The organism is Legionella sp. PATHC035, from assembly GCF_026191115.1.
Taxonomy (GTDB): Bacteria; Pseudomonadota; Gammaproteobacteria; order Legionellales; family Legionellaceae; genus Legionella.
The window spans coordinates 3,668,208-3,684,215 of record NZ_JAPHOT010000001.1 but is presented as its reverse complement, the minus strand read 5'-3'; the positions used below and the strand labels follow the sequence as shown (position 1 = coordinate 3,684,215).

The following is a 16,008-nucleotide window of genomic DNA, read 5'->3' as shown; positions in this document are numbered from 1 at the left end:
GATTCAACTGACGATCTAAATTTCTAGAATGAGCTGATTTATTGGATTTTTGAAAGCACTGTCAGAAGAATGACAGTGCTTTTCAAAATGACTAACTATCTTATGCCATAGCTGCGGCTTTCTTTTCTTTCTCTTTGGCAATTACTGCCTCTGCCACATTAGCTGGGCAAGGAGCATAATGTGAGAATTCCATTGAGAATTGGCCACGGCCAGAAGTCAGAGTGCGCAATGTACTGATGTAACCAAACATTTCTGAAAGAGGAACATCCGCTTTAATACGAACACCAGCTGCACTGGGCTCTTGGCCTGAAATCATCCCACGACGACGGTTCAAGTCACCGATCACATTACCAACATCTTCCTCCGTGCTATAAACGTCAACCTTCATGATTGGTTCAAGCAATTGAGGACCAGCTTTGGGCATGGATTGACGGAAAGCTCCTTTTGCAGCGATCTCAAACGCAATTGCCGAAGAGTCCACAGCATGGTAAGCACCATCGGTGAGATCAATGACAACATCCAATACAGGGAAACCTGCTAAAGTACCCGTGTCCATCATTGAGCGGAACCCCTTCTCAATCGCAGGAAAGAATTCTTTAGGAACGTTTCCACCCACAACGGAGGTAATGAAAGTGAATCCGCTATTTGGCTCGCCTGGCTGAATCGTGTAATCAATCTTACCGTATTGACCAGCACCACCTGATTGTTTTTTATGAGTATAGCTGTCTTGTACTGTTTTGGTTATGGTTTCACGGTACGCAACTTGTGGCTGACCTACGATTAACTCAACATCGTATGTACGCTTTAGAATATCCACTTTAATGTCAAGATGTAATTCACCCATACCACGAAGAATGGTTTCACCTGAATCTTGATCAGTTTCCACTCTAAACGTTGGATCTTCGGCAACCATCTTACCAATAGCAATAGCCATTTTTTCAGTAGCGCCTTTATCTTTTGGCGTAACGGCAATAGAAATAACTGGCTCAGGGAAAACCATCGCTTCCAGTGTACACTCATGATTTGGATCACAAAGAGTATGACCGGTTCGAACGTTTTTCATGCCTACAATCGCAATAATGTCGCCTGCTTCAGCGCTTTGTAATTCAATACGCTCATTTGCCTGCATCTCTACCATACGACCGACACGTTCCGTTTTACCTGTAAAGGAGTTAAGAATAGTATCTCCCTTATTCAATTTTCCTGAGTAGATACGTACGAACGTAAGCGCACCAAAACGGTCATCCATAATTTTGAATGCCAAGGCACGGAATGGCTCATCAGGAGAAACGATAGCGAATTGACCGTTTGGCTCACCCTCTGCATTAGTCAGAGGTTGTGGATTCACTTCATGGGGAGCTGGCAAATAATCAACCACTGCATCCAATAATAACTGCATTCCTTTATTTTTAAAGGCAGAACCACAATAAGTTGGGAAGAAAGCTAATTCAAGCGTGCCTCTACGGATACAACGCTTAATTTCTTCTATAGAAGGTTCCTCTCCTTCTAAGTAAGCCATCAGCAACTCATCATCCATTTCAAGTGCCGTTTCAATTAGTTGTGCACGATACATTTCAACATCATCATGCATATCGGCTGGAACATCAGTCACTTTGTAATTTTCTGGTTGACCAGATTCATCCCAAACATACGCTTTACGGGTTAATAAATCGACAACACCTACGAAGCTGTCTTCATAACCAATGGGCAACGTCATAATTAAAGGATGTGCACCCAATACTTTTTTAATTTGATCAGTTACTTTCAAGAAGTTCGCGCCAACACGATCCAGTTTGTTTACGAAAATCAAACGAGATACTTTGGAATTATTCGCATAGCGCCAGTTGGTTTCTGACTGAGGCTCAACGCCGCCAGATCCACAGAATACCCCAATACCGCCGTCGAGTACTTTTAGTGAGCGATAAACTTCTACAGTGAAGTCAACGTGTCCTGGGGTATCAATAATATTGAATCGATGATCTTTCCAGAAGCAACTCACTGCAGCTGACTGGATGGTAATACCACGCTCCGCTTCTTGCACCATGAAATCGGTTGTAGATTCACCATCGTGAACTTCACCAATTTTATGGATTCTACCGGTGAGCTTAAGAATACGCTCAGTAGTGGTTGTTTTTCCGGCATCTACGTGGGCGAAGATACCAATGTTTCTGTAAAGGTTTAAATCAGTCATAGCACTCTTAAGTTAAAATTAAATGGATAAAAATTTGTCAGGTATTATACAGTATTTTATCTGGATTTGCAGCATAAATCGTTCTATTCATCTTTTTTTTATGATTATTCCAGCTAATGCTTACAAAGCGAACCACTGACACATACTGCAAAATAGTAAAAATGGCTCTAAAAATAATAATTAAACTGCTTTAAAAAGCCGTTCATCAGCACTAGAATCCAATTCTTTCAAATCATGACGAGACGTCTTGAACTTTTGCAGATAGTTTAATAATAGATCATTAGGTATAAAATTAGTAGAGATTAATGATGAACATAAGTATTACAAAAAAAGAATATGGCACATTACTGGATATGTTATGTATTGCAGATTGGGTTTTGAATTTATATACAACAAAGGCACCTAAGCTGAATGAGTATGACGCTTTGAAGCAAAAATTTTTGTCCTATTTTAAAGAAATGGATGCTAGTGACAAAATTGAGTTTTCCTCAGAGTTGAATGAATATTTTGAAACAATAGAGTATGAGCAATCTTTGAGTGACAATTTTATCCAGCCCTATGAAAATAAGCTGTTTTGGGATGAATTAACTCAGAGATTGAGTGAGCGCGATATGATTCAAAAAATAGGAATGGAACAATATAGTCAGATGAATCCTATTGAACGACTAAAAAAAGTCGAGGAAATCAAAGAACAATATGCGCAGGAATTTCAAAAATATGGATTAGAGCGTCTGAAGATTGGCGCATAATTATCGCAGTTGATGCGCTGGTTAATCCTACTTCAAGCGATTAACAGCATAAGGAGGTAATGAGCATAGGCTAAATTTGCTTCCAACTGTACCTTATACATCAGTTCGTATCGATTTTCGGCTCCGAAATTTTGATGTACTGCAGCGAGAACGCATTATCCAGGTAAATCTAATCGTGTACAAGTGAGGTCACTGTTTCGTAGAAATCAGGGCCATTAAAAAATTTTGTTGAATTATTGCAAGGAAATCCAGAAAATGAAATCGAAATTATTTAAACCGCAAAAGCCAAACACAAAAGCATGTCCATACGCCCTCTTTTCAAAACAAAATTCTGCAAGTTCCCCCCATGAAGCGTTGCCTAACATACCCGAACCTGAAACAACCGCAATAGCTATCCCAGAACATCAACAAGGCTGGCGTAACTTAGGGCGTTTATTCGAACAGGGTGCTTCTCCTTTCTTTTATGAAATGGCTGCGCGGACAAAACAAAAGTTTTTCAAAATCTACATTGGTACAAAGCCAATTTATATAGTAACTGATGGCAATATCGCCAAAGAGCTGCTGACAAAATATCCTGATCTTGGGCGTGGAGATATACTTGAACCGTTTACGCATATGGTAGGAAGAGTTTTTTTCGCTGAAGACGGAGCGGCAGCTTCTGAACCACGCAAAGTGTTTTTGAACACCATAGCCCGTGGTCCGATAAATTTTGAAAGAATCGCTCAAGTCAATGAACGCACCCTCTCCTCTATGCAACTCGCATCAAACGGAGGAGTTGATGATCTTTACGCCTATGTCGCTTGGCATACTATAGGTTGCATTGCTGCATGCTTCGTAGGTACTGATGATCTCTCTGTTCTACCATCAGATACACACCAAATATTCATGCAAGCGACACGTCTCATTACCAAAGCCAGCATGGATCCCCTAAGCCGTATTATCCATCCAGGACTTCGATCTGACTTTCGGGAAACCAGCAAAGCTATGGCAGATATTGCAAAGAAACTTCTTAATTCAAACATAGACAACATTTGCAAAGGCAATAATTACATCTGGGATTTGGGAATATTTCGCGCCGAACAATTACATCCGGAGATGAATTTTGATGACTGTACCCACTTTGAGGAACACAATCCCAAAGCAAAAATTGTACGCGATCTTATCGAACATGATCAATTTATAAGAGAACACGGACCTCTAACGATTTTCGCCTCCTCTAATGTAGGAGCAACGATGTTCTATCTGCTGGATGTACTGAGTCAGAGACCTGATGTGGCCAATAAGATGCACGAAGAGATTGCTCGTGTTTTGGGTAAAGAGCCTTTTACATATAAACGATTAGCGGATTTACCCTACGTACGTGCAGTCGTTGAGGAAGCGCTTTGGCAAGCAACACCTATTCCTAATTTTCCCCGAGCGGTACTTAAACCCTTTCAAGTGAACATTAATGGGGAAACAGTATCGTTTCAGAAGAACGATATGTTGATGTTTCTTTTTAGACCCATGCAGGGACCCAATCGGGTGTTTTCGCCAGAAAAGTGGATTGAAGGTGATCCAGACCTATATTCTTTCGGTGCAGGACCAAGGCGTTGTCCAGCTAATCCATTTGCAAAACAAATGCTGTGTCAGTTTTTGGTCGACATGGATATATATGGGCTGCGAATTACGCCAACGAGAAAACCCACATACACCACCCGCAACGGTTTGTTAGGGCCCAATTATCAACCAGAACAACCTCTGTCTGCCGAGGTGGAACATGCTACAGAAGAAGAGTATCCGAGAGCAATTGCACGATTATAAAGACTTTTCTCGGGTGCGGGTTTATAGCCGACACTCACGCCATCCCTAGGGCATCCTGAGATCTCGACCGTGCTCTAGGAGGTAGAGCTCTTTGCAACTGGAAATGAGCTTCAGTATACGTTTTTCGAGGCTCTAAACTGGACTCAAGCTAGGGGATTGCCAGCAGGGCATTCCCAGAGCTTGCCACCGACGAAACACTAAAGAAATGAGTTAGAACCTATCACCATTAAATTAACCTTGACTATCGTAAAAAATACTCTTACAACTTGAAAGATATTCACATTCTTCCCTCTAGATTCATGGCAAGCTTAATTGGTTTAAGGCAGTACGTGATCATAGGGTTTTTGTTATTGAACTCCCCATTACATGCCTCTTTTATTGAGCAAACAATGGGAACTGCTGTAGTGAAGGATGCTACAGCCGTTTATTTTAATCCGGCCGCATTAACTATTTCGCCTCATAAACAACTTATCCTTCTAAGTACACTGGCAAGAGCGCAATTTGAGTTTAGCGGGAGTGCGCAAAAAATACCTTTTGGGATTACCGAGTCGGGATCAACCGCCTCAAAATCGAATTTTTTCTTGCCCTCCATGTATGTTAGCATTCCTATGAATGAACGATTCGTGGCTGGTTTTGCTGTCGTGGCAAATGATTTCAATCGCGAACTGGATAACAACCCAATTCTTCGCTACATCCTTGCACGCAATCAAACGAGTAATATTGATTTTATTCCCGCGCTAGGCATTAAAATTAATCAATTTCTTTCCATAGGGGGAAACATCAATTTTACTTATGCTCATCTCATTCAGGAGCCTATTACTGCAGGCATACCCCGTTTAAATATTCCTGAAAGCCGTAGCTTGAATGACACTCAAGCGAACAGTTTTGGCGGTGACGTTGGTATACTCATTAAACCCGGAAAAAAAACAGCTTTGGGGGTTAATTACCGCAGTGCCGTAACTTATAATTTACAGGGCAGTAGTACAATAACCAGTTCGCCAGGTATTTCTTCGGAGGATTATCATTTTCAATACTGGACACCAGCACGAAGTGTCATGACTCTAAGCCATTTTATCAATGAAAAATTAGGCTTTCTAGGAACTGTTCAATACCTACAATGGAATATCTTTAAAGAAGTTTCTGTATATAATTTTGCAACTCAAGTCGCCTCTCAAGTCTTTGTTGTCCCTAAGGCACGCATTAATTATCATTTTCATAACAGTTGGCTGCTAACCCTGGGAACAATTTATCAAGTTTCGCCGAAGTGGGTAGTCCGAGTAGCAGGAACATACAATCAGTCACCCTCAAATGGGAAATTTCAAATAGGCCCTGGAGACAGTTTAGTCACTGGTTTTTCCATGGGATATCAATTGATGAACCATCTCGCTGTTGATTTCGGTTATGGCCATGCTTTTTTTAAAAAGGAACCAATTGATATTCAAACGCCTCAGAATATTATAACTGGCATCAATCAAGGCGCCCATGACGCCGTCTCGCTCAAATTTACACTCACTGCCTAATCGTGATTACACCAAGCATGTTCTGGTGTGTTGGAGAATAATACATTTTGAGATATTGATATCTCACGAGGCTTGGGCATAGAATTGGTCGTTCTGTCATTACTGCTTAACCTACTGTTATTTTGTTGAAGCCATTTAAACAAACACAATAAACAGCTAAATATTTTAAAACTATAGATTGAGAAATTAATGGAAATGACCACTAAGAATGAATAGTGGTTATTATGGTATAATTTCATACATTTTAATGAAGATGTATTATTATGAATATTTTATTGTGTTTGAAAGGTTTTATTGCAACTGTTGATAATAAAAGCTTTTCAAAGGCTGCGCAAAATTTATATGTTTCACCATCTAAATTAAGCAAACAAATTACCTGGCTAGAGGATGAGTTAAAAACCAAATTATTTCTACGTTCTACAAAGGGATTAATTGTGACTGAGTCAGGAGAGAGACTTTATCGAGAGGCATTGAGGCTTTTTGAACAATTAGGTGCGGTTAAGGAGATTGCGACTCCCAAGCCATTAGAATTACAAGGTCTGATTAAACTGTATCTTACAGTGACGCCTGCAATACCTTATTTAACTGCATTAAGTATTGAGTTCATGCAAAAATACCCCAAAATGGAAATTGAGATTATTGTAGGCTCTGATTCAAAAGAACTTTTATCTACTGCGTTTGATGTGGCCATTTCATTTGATGATGTCAATTCATCAAAACTGATTTGCAAAAAATTATTTGCCATTCAACGAGAGGTCTTTGCATCACCTGCCTATATCACTCAATATGGATTTCCCGAAACAATTGAGCAATTACAAAAGCATAATTGCTTGATTAATACCCTTTATGGACTTCAAAATAAATGGATATTCAATAAAAAACTTGTCCATGTCTCAGGAAACTTCAAAAGTAATAACGCAAGTGTTTTAAAGCAGGCTGCCATTGCAGGTATGGGTCTACTATGGGCTCCGCATTTCTCAGTTGGCGAGGAAATAAAAAATGGCACATTAATTCAAGTATTACCTCAAGAAACTTCTCCTGAAATTAATCTTTATGCAATTTATCCAATGTATTTAATCAATGAGCCTAAAATTAATTTACTCTTGAACTTTTTCTGTGAAAAAGCCTTATCAACAAAAATTACTTCTTCCTTTGTGGAGCATAAGCAATGAGGTTTTGAATTGTGAGAAGAAGATGAAACACATTGAAAATAGTTAATATTTAAGTCCTTTGATGGAGAAGCCCTGCCCTCCTAAAATCTCTTATACACTCGCCTTTCGCTGGGACTCTTTTTGTCAAATACTTATTAAAGCGAATAAAATTTCCGGTATTTCCTCTCATCAAAATCCCTCAGAGCTTGTTTCTTAATTGGAAAAATTTTCTTTCCAAAAAAGTATATTCTCCCCTCGCACTAAATTGAATAAAGTTTACCCTTACCAGTCAATCCATAGCCAACTATAAGAAATAACAATCAACGCAGTTCCTGCTATAGCTTTGCAGGCCACTATAACCTGAGTGGTATTCAGAACATCATTAGGAAATTCAATGCAAGATAAAATACAAAAAAATGATCCAGCAGATGCGGAAGATAGTGAAAAAACATTCAATATAATGAATGAAAAATTGCCCCCTCAACAAACTAAAAGAGACAAAGAACTGAACGCTGAAGGAAACAAAATTCATAAAGAATGTAAAGAATATGAAACAGCCATTGAAACAATCCGGACCATCCATCAGAAACACATCGGCATGGAGGCCAGTCAAGTTTTAATTACTTTATTAGAAGACTATGTAGCAAAAATAAATTCTCCTTTACAGCGTTGCTCCATGTTGCTTCACTCAAATCAAATAAAAGACTTTAAGCTTGCGAAGCACTGTCTTAACCTGTTAAAGCCTAATTCTGATTCTAACCCTATAGGTGATGAAGCCATCTATAATTTACTGAAATACTGGAATCAAAATGCTGATGAATTGGACATTCAACAAGGTACAACACAAATACTATGCGCCTTCTTTTCTTGTTACAAACACTTTATCCTCCTGTCTGAAAAACTGACGACACAATTACAGGTTCACGATTTTTGGCGAACTGCTGTTTATAATCAATGGATCGCTCCTATTCTGAATGAGATAGATAATGCAAACGATGATGTACAAAAGCGTGCTTTTGAAAAACTATCTGCCCTAAAGAAATGGATACCTGGGTATCAGACCGGTTATCAGAAATATTTTACTCAGCGTATGTTATCGAAATTGCAAGACCCTACACTGAACCTTGAGGGCCAGAAAATACTGATAAAGACCCTTATTAATTTGCGCGCCTGGATTGCTCCGTCTTTGCAAAGCTCAATTATAGAGCGCCTTACTGTTCTTGTAAGCCATAGCAATTTAGATATAAAGCTCGGTGCAAAACTGGCATTAAAAAAATTAATGGATGATAAAACCTACTCTATTCAAATTGACGAAGCGATTGAACGCATATTTAAGAGGAAAGAACGAAGTCAGTTACTTCGATTAGATAAAGTATCGATGAATTATATTCTTTTAGAGCTCAATTTTATCAGTGTGTTTGCATCTTCTGCTATGCAAGTGAAATTGATGTTGCATTTCATAGAGGGATTTCTACAGGCATCCGATCCTATTTTTGAAAGCCTTTTTTGTCATTCACTTGCCCAAATACCCGCAGCTTTACCCGAAATGCCTCAAACAATGCGAGAAGGAGTGATTAGAAAAATAACCTCTTTCTTAAGCTTTGATGGAAGGGAGAATCCAGATCTGGCTATTAATTTTGAATATTATTGTGAACTCTTCATGCGTATCAAGGACAGTATGGACAGGAGTTCACAAGAAAATATTTGCTATGATCTTTTTAAATATTATCTCGAATACTCCCATGATGAGTATATTCAGCCTGTGACCAAGCGGCGTGCTCAGCTCATCGCGATGATGTCTTCGGAAAAACGACTCCAACTTGTGGAATACGCATTCTCTCTGTTACTCGCCGAATTCAATCCCGATTTATATGAAGATCGGAAATTTTGTTATTTATTAACTCAAACAGAGAGAGTAAGAGCGCTCCAGATTATAACTACCCTAATGGATACATCCCCTGATACAATGAAAATGCAAACTCAATTTTTTAATATGCTTTTGACGATTTATAAGGATGAAGATGAAGCTAATGTTACTCGGTTAACGGCTCAAGAAATACTTACTACATTCAACTGGCATCTATCTGATGAATTTAAGAACACAACCATTGAGAGTCTATTTGCTTTAATCGATCACCCCAAAATCCCTTTGTTCTCTCCCCCAAATAACCATTCTGCCTTTACGCTAAAACTGATGAAACATCTCACATCATCCATGGGTAAAACGGCGTATACCACCTTAAATGATAGGTTACTTGCCCTTTTTCATGCAAAAGAGAATCCCTTGTTACAATTTGATATTGTCCAAACACTAGCAGAAATACAACCTCAGCTTGATAAAAATAAACGTATGGATGTTGCCCTGTCTTTAATTAGCTTTTTACAAAATCCTACGAAAAACAGAATAATTAAAGAGTCTATTGCTCACTTCATTGCGCTGGAACAAAAACGGCTGTCTTTACCTGTATATGACTCTGCTATTCCTGTGCTAATCCATATCATTGCACAGAAAACGAAAGATAATAACTTACAAAAAGCGGCGTATAAAGCGTTACGTCAATTCAGCACGTCCAACTGTAACTCCGAACAAAAAGAACAAGTGACTGGGGTTTTACTTAAAACCATCAAAAAAACAAAAGACCCTCATATGTGGAAAGGACTATTCAAAACAATCGCTGCATTAAAGGATTGGCTATCGCCACAAAAAAAAGAAAAATTTATCAAGTACTTAATTGAAAATATAGACGATACTGCTCGGGATGTCGCTCATTATCATTTCTTTAAAAACCTTTTTTTCTTAAGGGATTGGTTGCCCGCTGAACAGCCATCTTCCTTCCTGGAAGCAAAATTGAAGAACTTTCTTCTTAATCTCAACTTCAATTCTAGAGAAGCTTATGAGGCACTTGACGACTTAATGCCTGTGCTCAATGAAAATGAACGGATCTTCGTCATTCGCCATTTGATCGCCAATCTGGATGATCTCCATCTCAATTTGGCACAAAAACTATTCGTAACATATGCTGCAGTCCTCAGTGAAAATGATAAGATCACCTTGCTTAGCCGCCTAGAAAAACTTGGCTCCCTTGAAGAAAGCAATACAGCAAATGAAGCCCGGTCTCACTTTATCGAGATTTACAATCTTTACTCTCAAAGTATTGTAGAAAAACTCGTGTATCAAGCAGCTCAACAACATCATTTACCCATGGAGGTGACGCAACATATCTGGAGTTATGCCTTGTAATCAGCCCGGTTAGCCCAACGTAAAATAGGAATAAACCTTAATATTAAATGAGATTAAGTGATTGCCTTGGTTTTGTAACAACGCGAATAATATAATCTTAAGTAAAATCGTTAATGAAAAATAATGAAGTTAAAATAATATTAGACGTAGGCAATTATAAAGGATGATATAATCAGAATACTCTGTTCTAACGATTATAATAGGAGTTTCGGGTGAGCAAGGCTTTTACTAAAGAAGATGATGAGTATTCAGAACCAGAACGTCGAGAATTAGCGTTACCCGTTATTAAAAATCATATGACCCCTAATGGTTTTGCAATGCTGCAAAATGAATTACGAAATTTAATGAGTAATGAACGGCCGGAAATTGTAAAAGTAGTAAGTTGGGCAGCAAGTAATGGGGATCGATCGGAAAACGGCGATTATATTTATGGAAAAAAACGTTTACGTGAAATTGATAGACGCATTCGTTATTTGACGAAACGTTTAGAGAGCGCTGAAATAGTCGATCCCAAACTTCAAGTGGGTCTTACTCAAGTATTTTTCGGTGCCACGGTCCAATACATCAATGAACAGAGTGAGTCGCAATCGGTCAAAATTGTAGGTTTGGATGAAGCAGATATTAATGTTGGAAAAATAAGTTGGGTTTCTCCCTTAGCGAAAACATTATTGAAAGCAAAAGTTGGTGAGAGTAGGACGTTACGGATTGGTGATAAAGAATCTATTTTAACGGTAACCAATATTTCGTACATCGAATAATTTTATAGAACGAACAGATGCCTTTTACCTATCATTACAAACAACCTGACGAATATCGCTTTAGTCTTGATTCAATTCAGCTTGCGAAATTTGTTGCTACACAATTCAAATCCCACCCAAATCTTGATTCATTACGTGTCTTAGATCTTTGCGCTGGTTGTGGGGTCATTGGGTTTGAGTTGTCGTGGCATCTTCAAGCAATACGGCAAATTGAGTTTATTGAGATACAAGATATTTATACTGAATATTTTTATCAAAATTTGGCTCATATTAACCGCCCTGAATTGCAATTTCGCTGGCATCTTTTAAATTATAATGCGTTGCATGAAAAAGAATGGGAAGGAAAATTTGACTTGATTATCAGCAATCCACCCTATTTCCAACTTGGTCACGGAATGCTTTCACCCTCCCAATTTAAAAATCGTTGTCGGTTTTATATAGATAGCTCTTTTCAGAACTTCATCAGAGCTCTAGAAAATTCGCTTGCAAACGACGGCAAAGCCTATTTTTTATTACGCTCCCTAAATCACCATGGTTTTGATTTATTTTCTGATGTCCAAAAAATGCTCCAGAAAACATCGACAACAGCAAAAAAAATATCACATGTCCGCGGTACTGATATTATCTTATTAGAAAAACTGCTTTGATTTTTTTTGTCAAAAATTAATTCCGCATGACATCTTTTTGTAACAGCATTAATAATTAATAAACACAATATTTTTTTCTGTGTTAAGCTTGGTTAATAGAGGAAAATTGAGTTTGGTCATGATTAAAATTGGGCAGTTTAATAAATTAAAAATGGTACGGGAAGCTCCTTTTGGGGTGTATCTTCAAGGAGGGGAATGGGGTGAAATTTTACTACCCAATAAATCCGTGCCCAAAGGAGCTCTAGTTGGTGATGTGCTGGATGTATTTGTTTATTTTGATTCAGACGACAAAATTATTGCGACAACAGCACGCCCTCATGCCCAATTAGGCCGCTGTGCTTTTTTAAAAGTGATTGATGTGAATGCGGTAGGGGCTTTTCTTGATTGGGGATTAGATAAAGATTTATTAGTACCCAAACCAGAACAACATCGTCCTATGGAAAAAGGCAAATCTTATCTTGTCTATTTAAAGCAAGATAATCAGGGGCGCATTATTGCGAGCTCAAAAATCGATTATTTTTTGGATAAAACAGAAGCTCACTTTAAACCTGGGGAGGAAGTTAGCCTACTTATTGCTGATAGAACACCTTTGGGGCAAAAAGTGATTATCAATAACAGTCACTGGGGATTAATCCATGCTGGTGATATTTTTCAAACATTAATTTATGGCAAAAAAATAACGGGGTACATTAAGAGAGTACGTGAAGATGGTAAAATAGATGTTGTGTTAAGACAAATAGGACAAAACAGTATTAATGAATTAGCGCAGCGTATTATATCTAAGCTTGAGCAAGCTGGTGGTTTTTTAGCATTACATGATAAAAGCCCTCCTGCAGAGATCCAACAACTATTTGCAGAAAGCAAAAAAAATTTTAAAAGTGCACTTGGACAACTTTATAAGCGGGGTTTGATTCATATTGAAGAGCAAGGAATTCGTTTACATACTTTAGATAAGAAGACTTAGACCACCCCACTTCATTCAATTACAAGGAAGCTACTTGGATTCTTTAATGGCAAGCAGCCTTTTGATGTAGGTTTTGCTTGCCTTTAAGGCTCGCATCTACGCTCACTTGCCATTCATTAATAGGTCTTTTTAACTGGACAAATTTTTAGAGTCTCTACAAATTGAGATACCCCCCTACTTCTTATTTTCCAAAGTCAAATAATGTCTATACTTTAATCATAATGAATTTTAATTATACATACACTGTACACGAATTGATTTTCCTTTTTGAAGTATGTTGTATTTAGGAGTGTTCTTATGAGTTTTGGGAAAAGCCTACTAGGTCTTTTCAAAACAAGGCCTCAAAGTATTACCCAGTTAGCGTCGTCAATAGAGCATAATATACCCTATTATAGAATTCACAGTGCTTGTCCGGAGAACGGTTTGCCAACTAGGGGTAATTTTGACCGAGTCACTATTGAAGCACTAGTCAAATACATATCGGTAAACAAACCGCATGTAGCCTATGGAGGATCGGTGCTGCTTGAACACTTGTTCACTGGATTTTTACAAGGTAAGAAAGTCGAAAACGGAGTAAGTGGATTAATTGTGGGAGTCCCTGGAAGAGTTATCGAATTATCTTCGCTCTATGAACCCTTACTTGATTATTTTACAGCTTTAAATCCAGAAGAAGCGACTAGTGCGGTTGCAAATTTTATAAAAGAGAGTGAAGCAATCATTGAAAATTTATCTGAAGATCGCATCGTTGCTTATATAACTGACTTAGAGGATTTGCTGCAAGGGGAAGCCGTAAGAAATCACTTCGCTGATTTAAATCCCTTATTACCTGAAAAACTAACCATACATGAACTGCAAGATACTGATTTTGTCCGCGAATTATGGGAGGGGATGTCCTCTAAAAATTCGTTAAGAAGTGAATAATCATTAAATGTCACCTATCCACACCATGCATTGAGAACACCTTAACTTTCTATGTCTCTCTTCATGAATTATAGTACTTAATATTTTCTTAATAATTTGTCTCTATATTTATCAATCTTATCAAAAAAAGGGTTTATTATGAAATTTGAAAATTCTTCATTAGAAGAACGCTATAATGAGTACTGGAATAGAAATGTTGTGATATTAGATACCACCATTCGCAATATTAATATGCAAAGTTTATTTGCAAATCGAGCTAATGTTGGAGATCTGATTAAATCCTATCAACAGCATGTATTAAATATGTTATCCAATTTGAATCGTCAAGAGTATCTGTTTGAAGACAAAGGATATGTTCAGGAATACATAAAAAAAACCATTGAACAAGCGCATGAGGATCTCACTTTTTATTCACGTGTATTTCCGGAGTATCAAGAAAACATAGCTGTATTGTTAAGCGCTATCGATAAGGATTCATCTTTAAAAATTGATGAAGCTCCGTCGCTTGCTTACAATTTTGCCAAATAATACAGACGCGATCTTGCCTGTATCAAAAATTAAGTAATTAATACAGGCAAAATCCATGTTAAAACCTTGTTATTCCTGGACATCAAGGAATCCATTCCTGAGAAATTTGATATTTAAGTTAATTCTCCACCAGGGTGGAGATACCTGTTTCGATACTCGAGAATTATAAATGGTAGTACAGCCCCACTTTCGTTGTTGGAAGTGTCCTAATTAATAGATTCAGCAGAATACCTTCTTTGAATTGATTCATGGTGATCCAAATCTTCCGTATGATGTTGAAGTCTCTTCGCTTTATCCATGTCAAAGAAGTATGGTGAATAGGTTAATTCCTCTCTTGGTGATTTTTTAACAAAACAGAAAAAAGTTGCCTTTGCTACATCCCCTACAGAGCGAATGTCCTCTTTAACTAATGTAAATCCAAGCTGCCCCATAATCGCATCAAGAATGTTTTTAGAAAAATAATGCGATTGATATTCAGATTTAAATTTTGAAACAGCTTTCATGGCATCTTCAGGGGTAGGTATTTGATTTTTATCAATACTATATCTTAGGTTTAATAAAATATGAGAGAGATCCAAAACTTCGTCATCAAAACAATTCGCATGCTCGGATAAAAAGAGAATCCCACCCGGCTCTAAAATTTGACTTGCCTGTTTCAAACTGTCAAATTGCGCTTTGAAAGAAGGAAAATGATGTAACGAATGATTGTACATCACCACAGCAAACTTTTTCCCGTTAAGCGCACCTAATAAATCACTCCCATCATAGACATAATGACGGTTAATTTGTTCCCTATACTCATTTTTGTTTTTCTTATCACTACTGTTTTCGCCACCCCAATCAATATTCGATTGAATATCAATTCCATTTCCTTCCATCTTCAGTGCTTCGCTCACTAAATAAGTCATAGCGCAATCACCCGCCCCTATATCCAGAAGCGCTTTTCCCGTTAACCTCGCTCTACTTTGTGGGGATAAGCCCGAAGTAATAATCCGAGCAATATTTGCGGCTTTGGACATCTGATATTCCTTATCAGTCATAACAAATCCATGTTTATTTTGCATTCCCAATTTAAGGTACCATTGATGAATTGTTGCCGCACATACTTCATCCGAAGTATCTATGGGATACTCTTTCAGCGTGCTCATTAAATCCAATACTGCTTTTTGATCTACATCTGCAAAAGTGTAAAAAAAAACGTTTCTTACATCTTTTTGTCGACTCGGAGATTTTAATAATTTAATTATATGATTGGGCTTTAATATTTGAGGGTCAGTTTGTGAAATAGATTCAGAAATCTTTGATTCATTTTCATTATCAAGATAATGAGTACCATTCAAATTTGTTGTCATATCATCTCTTTTCTCAATTTAAATTGAATGGTCATTATATGACAATTATTATTATTTTTGAATCATTATGAGTTTGTTTTTTTCATTTAGTGTAAATTAACTTTAATCTATTGGAGCAGCATAGAGTATGCCCTGCTGCACAGGGAAACTATTATGAATAGCAAGCAACAGTATGACTCAAAAATT

General features: G+C 37.7%; 12 protein-coding genes. 10 read left to right on the top strand and 2 right to left on the bottom strand.

Going from position 1 to position 16,008, the window contains the following annotated elements; all coding sequences use genetic code 11:
* Positions 1 to 100: 100 nt before the first annotated feature.
* On the bottom strand, positions 101 to 2,191 hold the full coding sequence (fusA, locus tag OQJ13_RS15955) for an elongation factor G (RefSeq protein ID WP_265711841.1): 2,091 nt from the start codon (positions 2,189 to 2,191) through the stop codon (positions 101 to 103).
* A gap of 305 nt (positions 2,192 to 2,496) precedes the next feature.
* Between fusA and OQJ13_RS15950 the strand changes: the two genes are divergently transcribed.
* The 10 genes from OQJ13_RS15950 to OQJ13_RS15905 all read left to right on the top strand — a co-directional run bounded on the left by OQJ13_RS15950 (position 2,497) and on the right by OQJ13_RS15905 (position 14,470).
* Positions 2,497 to 2,940, top strand: a complete 444-nt coding sequence (locus tag OQJ13_RS15950; protein WP_265711840.1) for a hypothetical protein — start codon at positions 2,497 to 2,499, stop codon at positions 2,938 to 2,940.
* 255 nt (positions 2,941 to 3,195) lie between these two features.
* Positions 3,196 to 4,740, top strand: coding sequence for a cytochrome P450 (locus OQJ13_RS15945; RefSeq protein WP_265711839.1), 1,545 nt, complete (start codon positions 3,196 to 3,198; stop codon positions 4,738 to 4,740).
* A gap of 389 nt (positions 4,741 to 5,129) precedes the next feature.
* Positions 5,130 to 6,260: an OmpP1/FadL family transporter gene (locus OQJ13_RS15940; RefSeq protein WP_265711837.1), complete on the top strand. Its 1,131-nt coding sequence runs from the start codon at positions 5,130 to 5,132 to the stop codon at positions 6,258 to 6,260.
* A gap of 263 nt (positions 6,261 to 6,523) precedes the next feature.
* A complete protein-coding gene (locus OQJ13_RS15935; protein WP_265711836.1) occupies positions 6,524 to 7,432 on the top strand; it encodes a LysR family transcriptional regulator in 909 nt (302 codons plus the stop codon).
* A 373-nt stretch (positions 7,433 to 7,805) separates the two neighbouring features.
* Positions 7,806 to 10,652 (top strand): hypothetical protein, encoded by a 2,847-nt coding sequence (locus OQJ13_RS15930; RefSeq protein WP_265711835.1) that lies wholly within the window; start codon positions 7,806 to 7,808, stop codon positions 10,650 to 10,652.
* Positions 10,653 to 10,864: 212 nt separating this feature from the next.
* A complete protein-coding gene (gene greB, locus OQJ13_RS15925) occupies positions 10,865 to 11,410 on the top strand; it encodes a transcription elongation factor GreB (protein WP_265711834.1) in 546 nt (181 codons plus the stop codon).
* Between the two features lie 17 nt (positions 11,411 to 11,427).
* Positions 11,428 to 12,057, top strand: coding sequence for a methyltransferase (locus OQJ13_RS15920; protein WP_265711833.1), 630 nt, complete (start codon positions 11,428 to 11,430; stop codon positions 12,055 to 12,057).
* 118 nt (positions 12,058 to 12,175) lie between these two features.
* The gene (locus tag OQJ13_RS15915; RefSeq protein ID WP_265711832.1) at positions 12,176 to 13,021 is read left to right on the top strand and encodes a S1 RNA-binding domain-containing protein; all 846 of its coding nucleotides are present in this window, start codon (positions 12,176 to 12,178) and stop codon (positions 13,019 to 13,021) included.
* A gap of 297 nt (positions 13,022 to 13,318) precedes the next feature.
* A complete protein-coding gene (locus OQJ13_RS15910; protein WP_265711831.1) occupies positions 13,319 to 13,942 on the top strand; it encodes a hypothetical protein in 624 nt (207 codons plus the stop codon).
* A 138-nt stretch (positions 13,943 to 14,080) separates the two neighbouring features.
* Positions 14,081 to 14,470, top strand: a complete 390-nt coding sequence (locus OQJ13_RS15905; protein WP_265711830.1) for a hypothetical protein — start codon at positions 14,081 to 14,083, stop codon at positions 14,468 to 14,470.
* A 206-nt stretch (positions 14,471 to 14,676) separates the two neighbouring features.
* Here the strand turns inward: OQJ13_RS15905 and OQJ13_RS15900 are convergent, their stop codons facing one another.
* Positions 14,677 to 15,822 carry a methyltransferase domain-containing protein gene (locus tag OQJ13_RS15900; RefSeq protein WP_265711828.1) on the bottom strand — a complete coding sequence of 382 codons (1,146 nt, stop codon included), beginning with the start codon at positions 15,820 to 15,822 and terminating at the stop codon, positions 14,677 to 14,679.
* Positions 15,823 to 16,008 lie beyond the last annotated feature (186 nt).

Excerpts from the sequence above, each read along its gene's own strand:
- fusA (WP_265711841.1), bottom strand. The coding sequence starts at position 2,191 with ATGACTGATTTAAACCTTTACAGAAACATTGGTATCTTCGCCCACGTA.
- OQJ13_RS15950 (WP_265711840.1), top strand. The coding sequence starts at position 2,497 with ATGATGAACATAAGTATTACAAAAAAAGAATATGGCACATTACTGGAT.
- OQJ13_RS15945 (WP_265711839.1), top strand. The coding sequence starts at position 3,196 with ATGAAATCGAAATTATTTAAACCGCAAAAGCCAAACACAAAAGCATGT.
- OQJ13_RS15940 (WP_265711837.1), top strand. The coding sequence starts at position 5,130 with ATGGGAACTGCTGTAGTGAAGGATGCTACAGCCGTTTATTTTAATCCG.
- OQJ13_RS15935 (WP_265711836.1), top strand. The coding sequence starts at position 6,524 with ATGAATATTTTATTGTGTTTGAAAGGTTTTATTGCAACTGTTGATAAT.
- OQJ13_RS15930 (WP_265711835.1), top strand. The coding sequence starts at position 7,806 with ATGCAAGATAAAATACAAAAAAATGATCCAGCAGATGCGGAAGATAGT.
- OQJ13_RS15920 (WP_265711833.1), top strand. The coding sequence starts at position 11,428 with ATGCCTTTTACCTATCATTACAAACAACCTGACGAATATCGCTTTAGT.
- OQJ13_RS15915 (WP_265711832.1), top strand. The coding sequence starts at position 12,176 with ATGATTAAAATTGGGCAGTTTAATAAATTAAAAATGGTACGGGAAGCT.
- OQJ13_RS15910 (WP_265711831.1), top strand. The coding sequence starts at position 13,319 with ATGAGTTTTGGGAAAAGCCTACTAGGTCTTTTCAAAACAAGGCCTCAA.
- OQJ13_RS15905 (WP_265711830.1), top strand. The coding sequence starts at position 14,081 with ATGAAATTTGAAAATTCTTCATTAGAAGAACGCTATAATGAGTACTGG.
- OQJ13_RS15900 (WP_265711828.1), bottom strand. The coding sequence starts at position 15,822 with ATGACAACAAATTTGAATGGTACTCATTATCTTGATAATGAAAATGAA.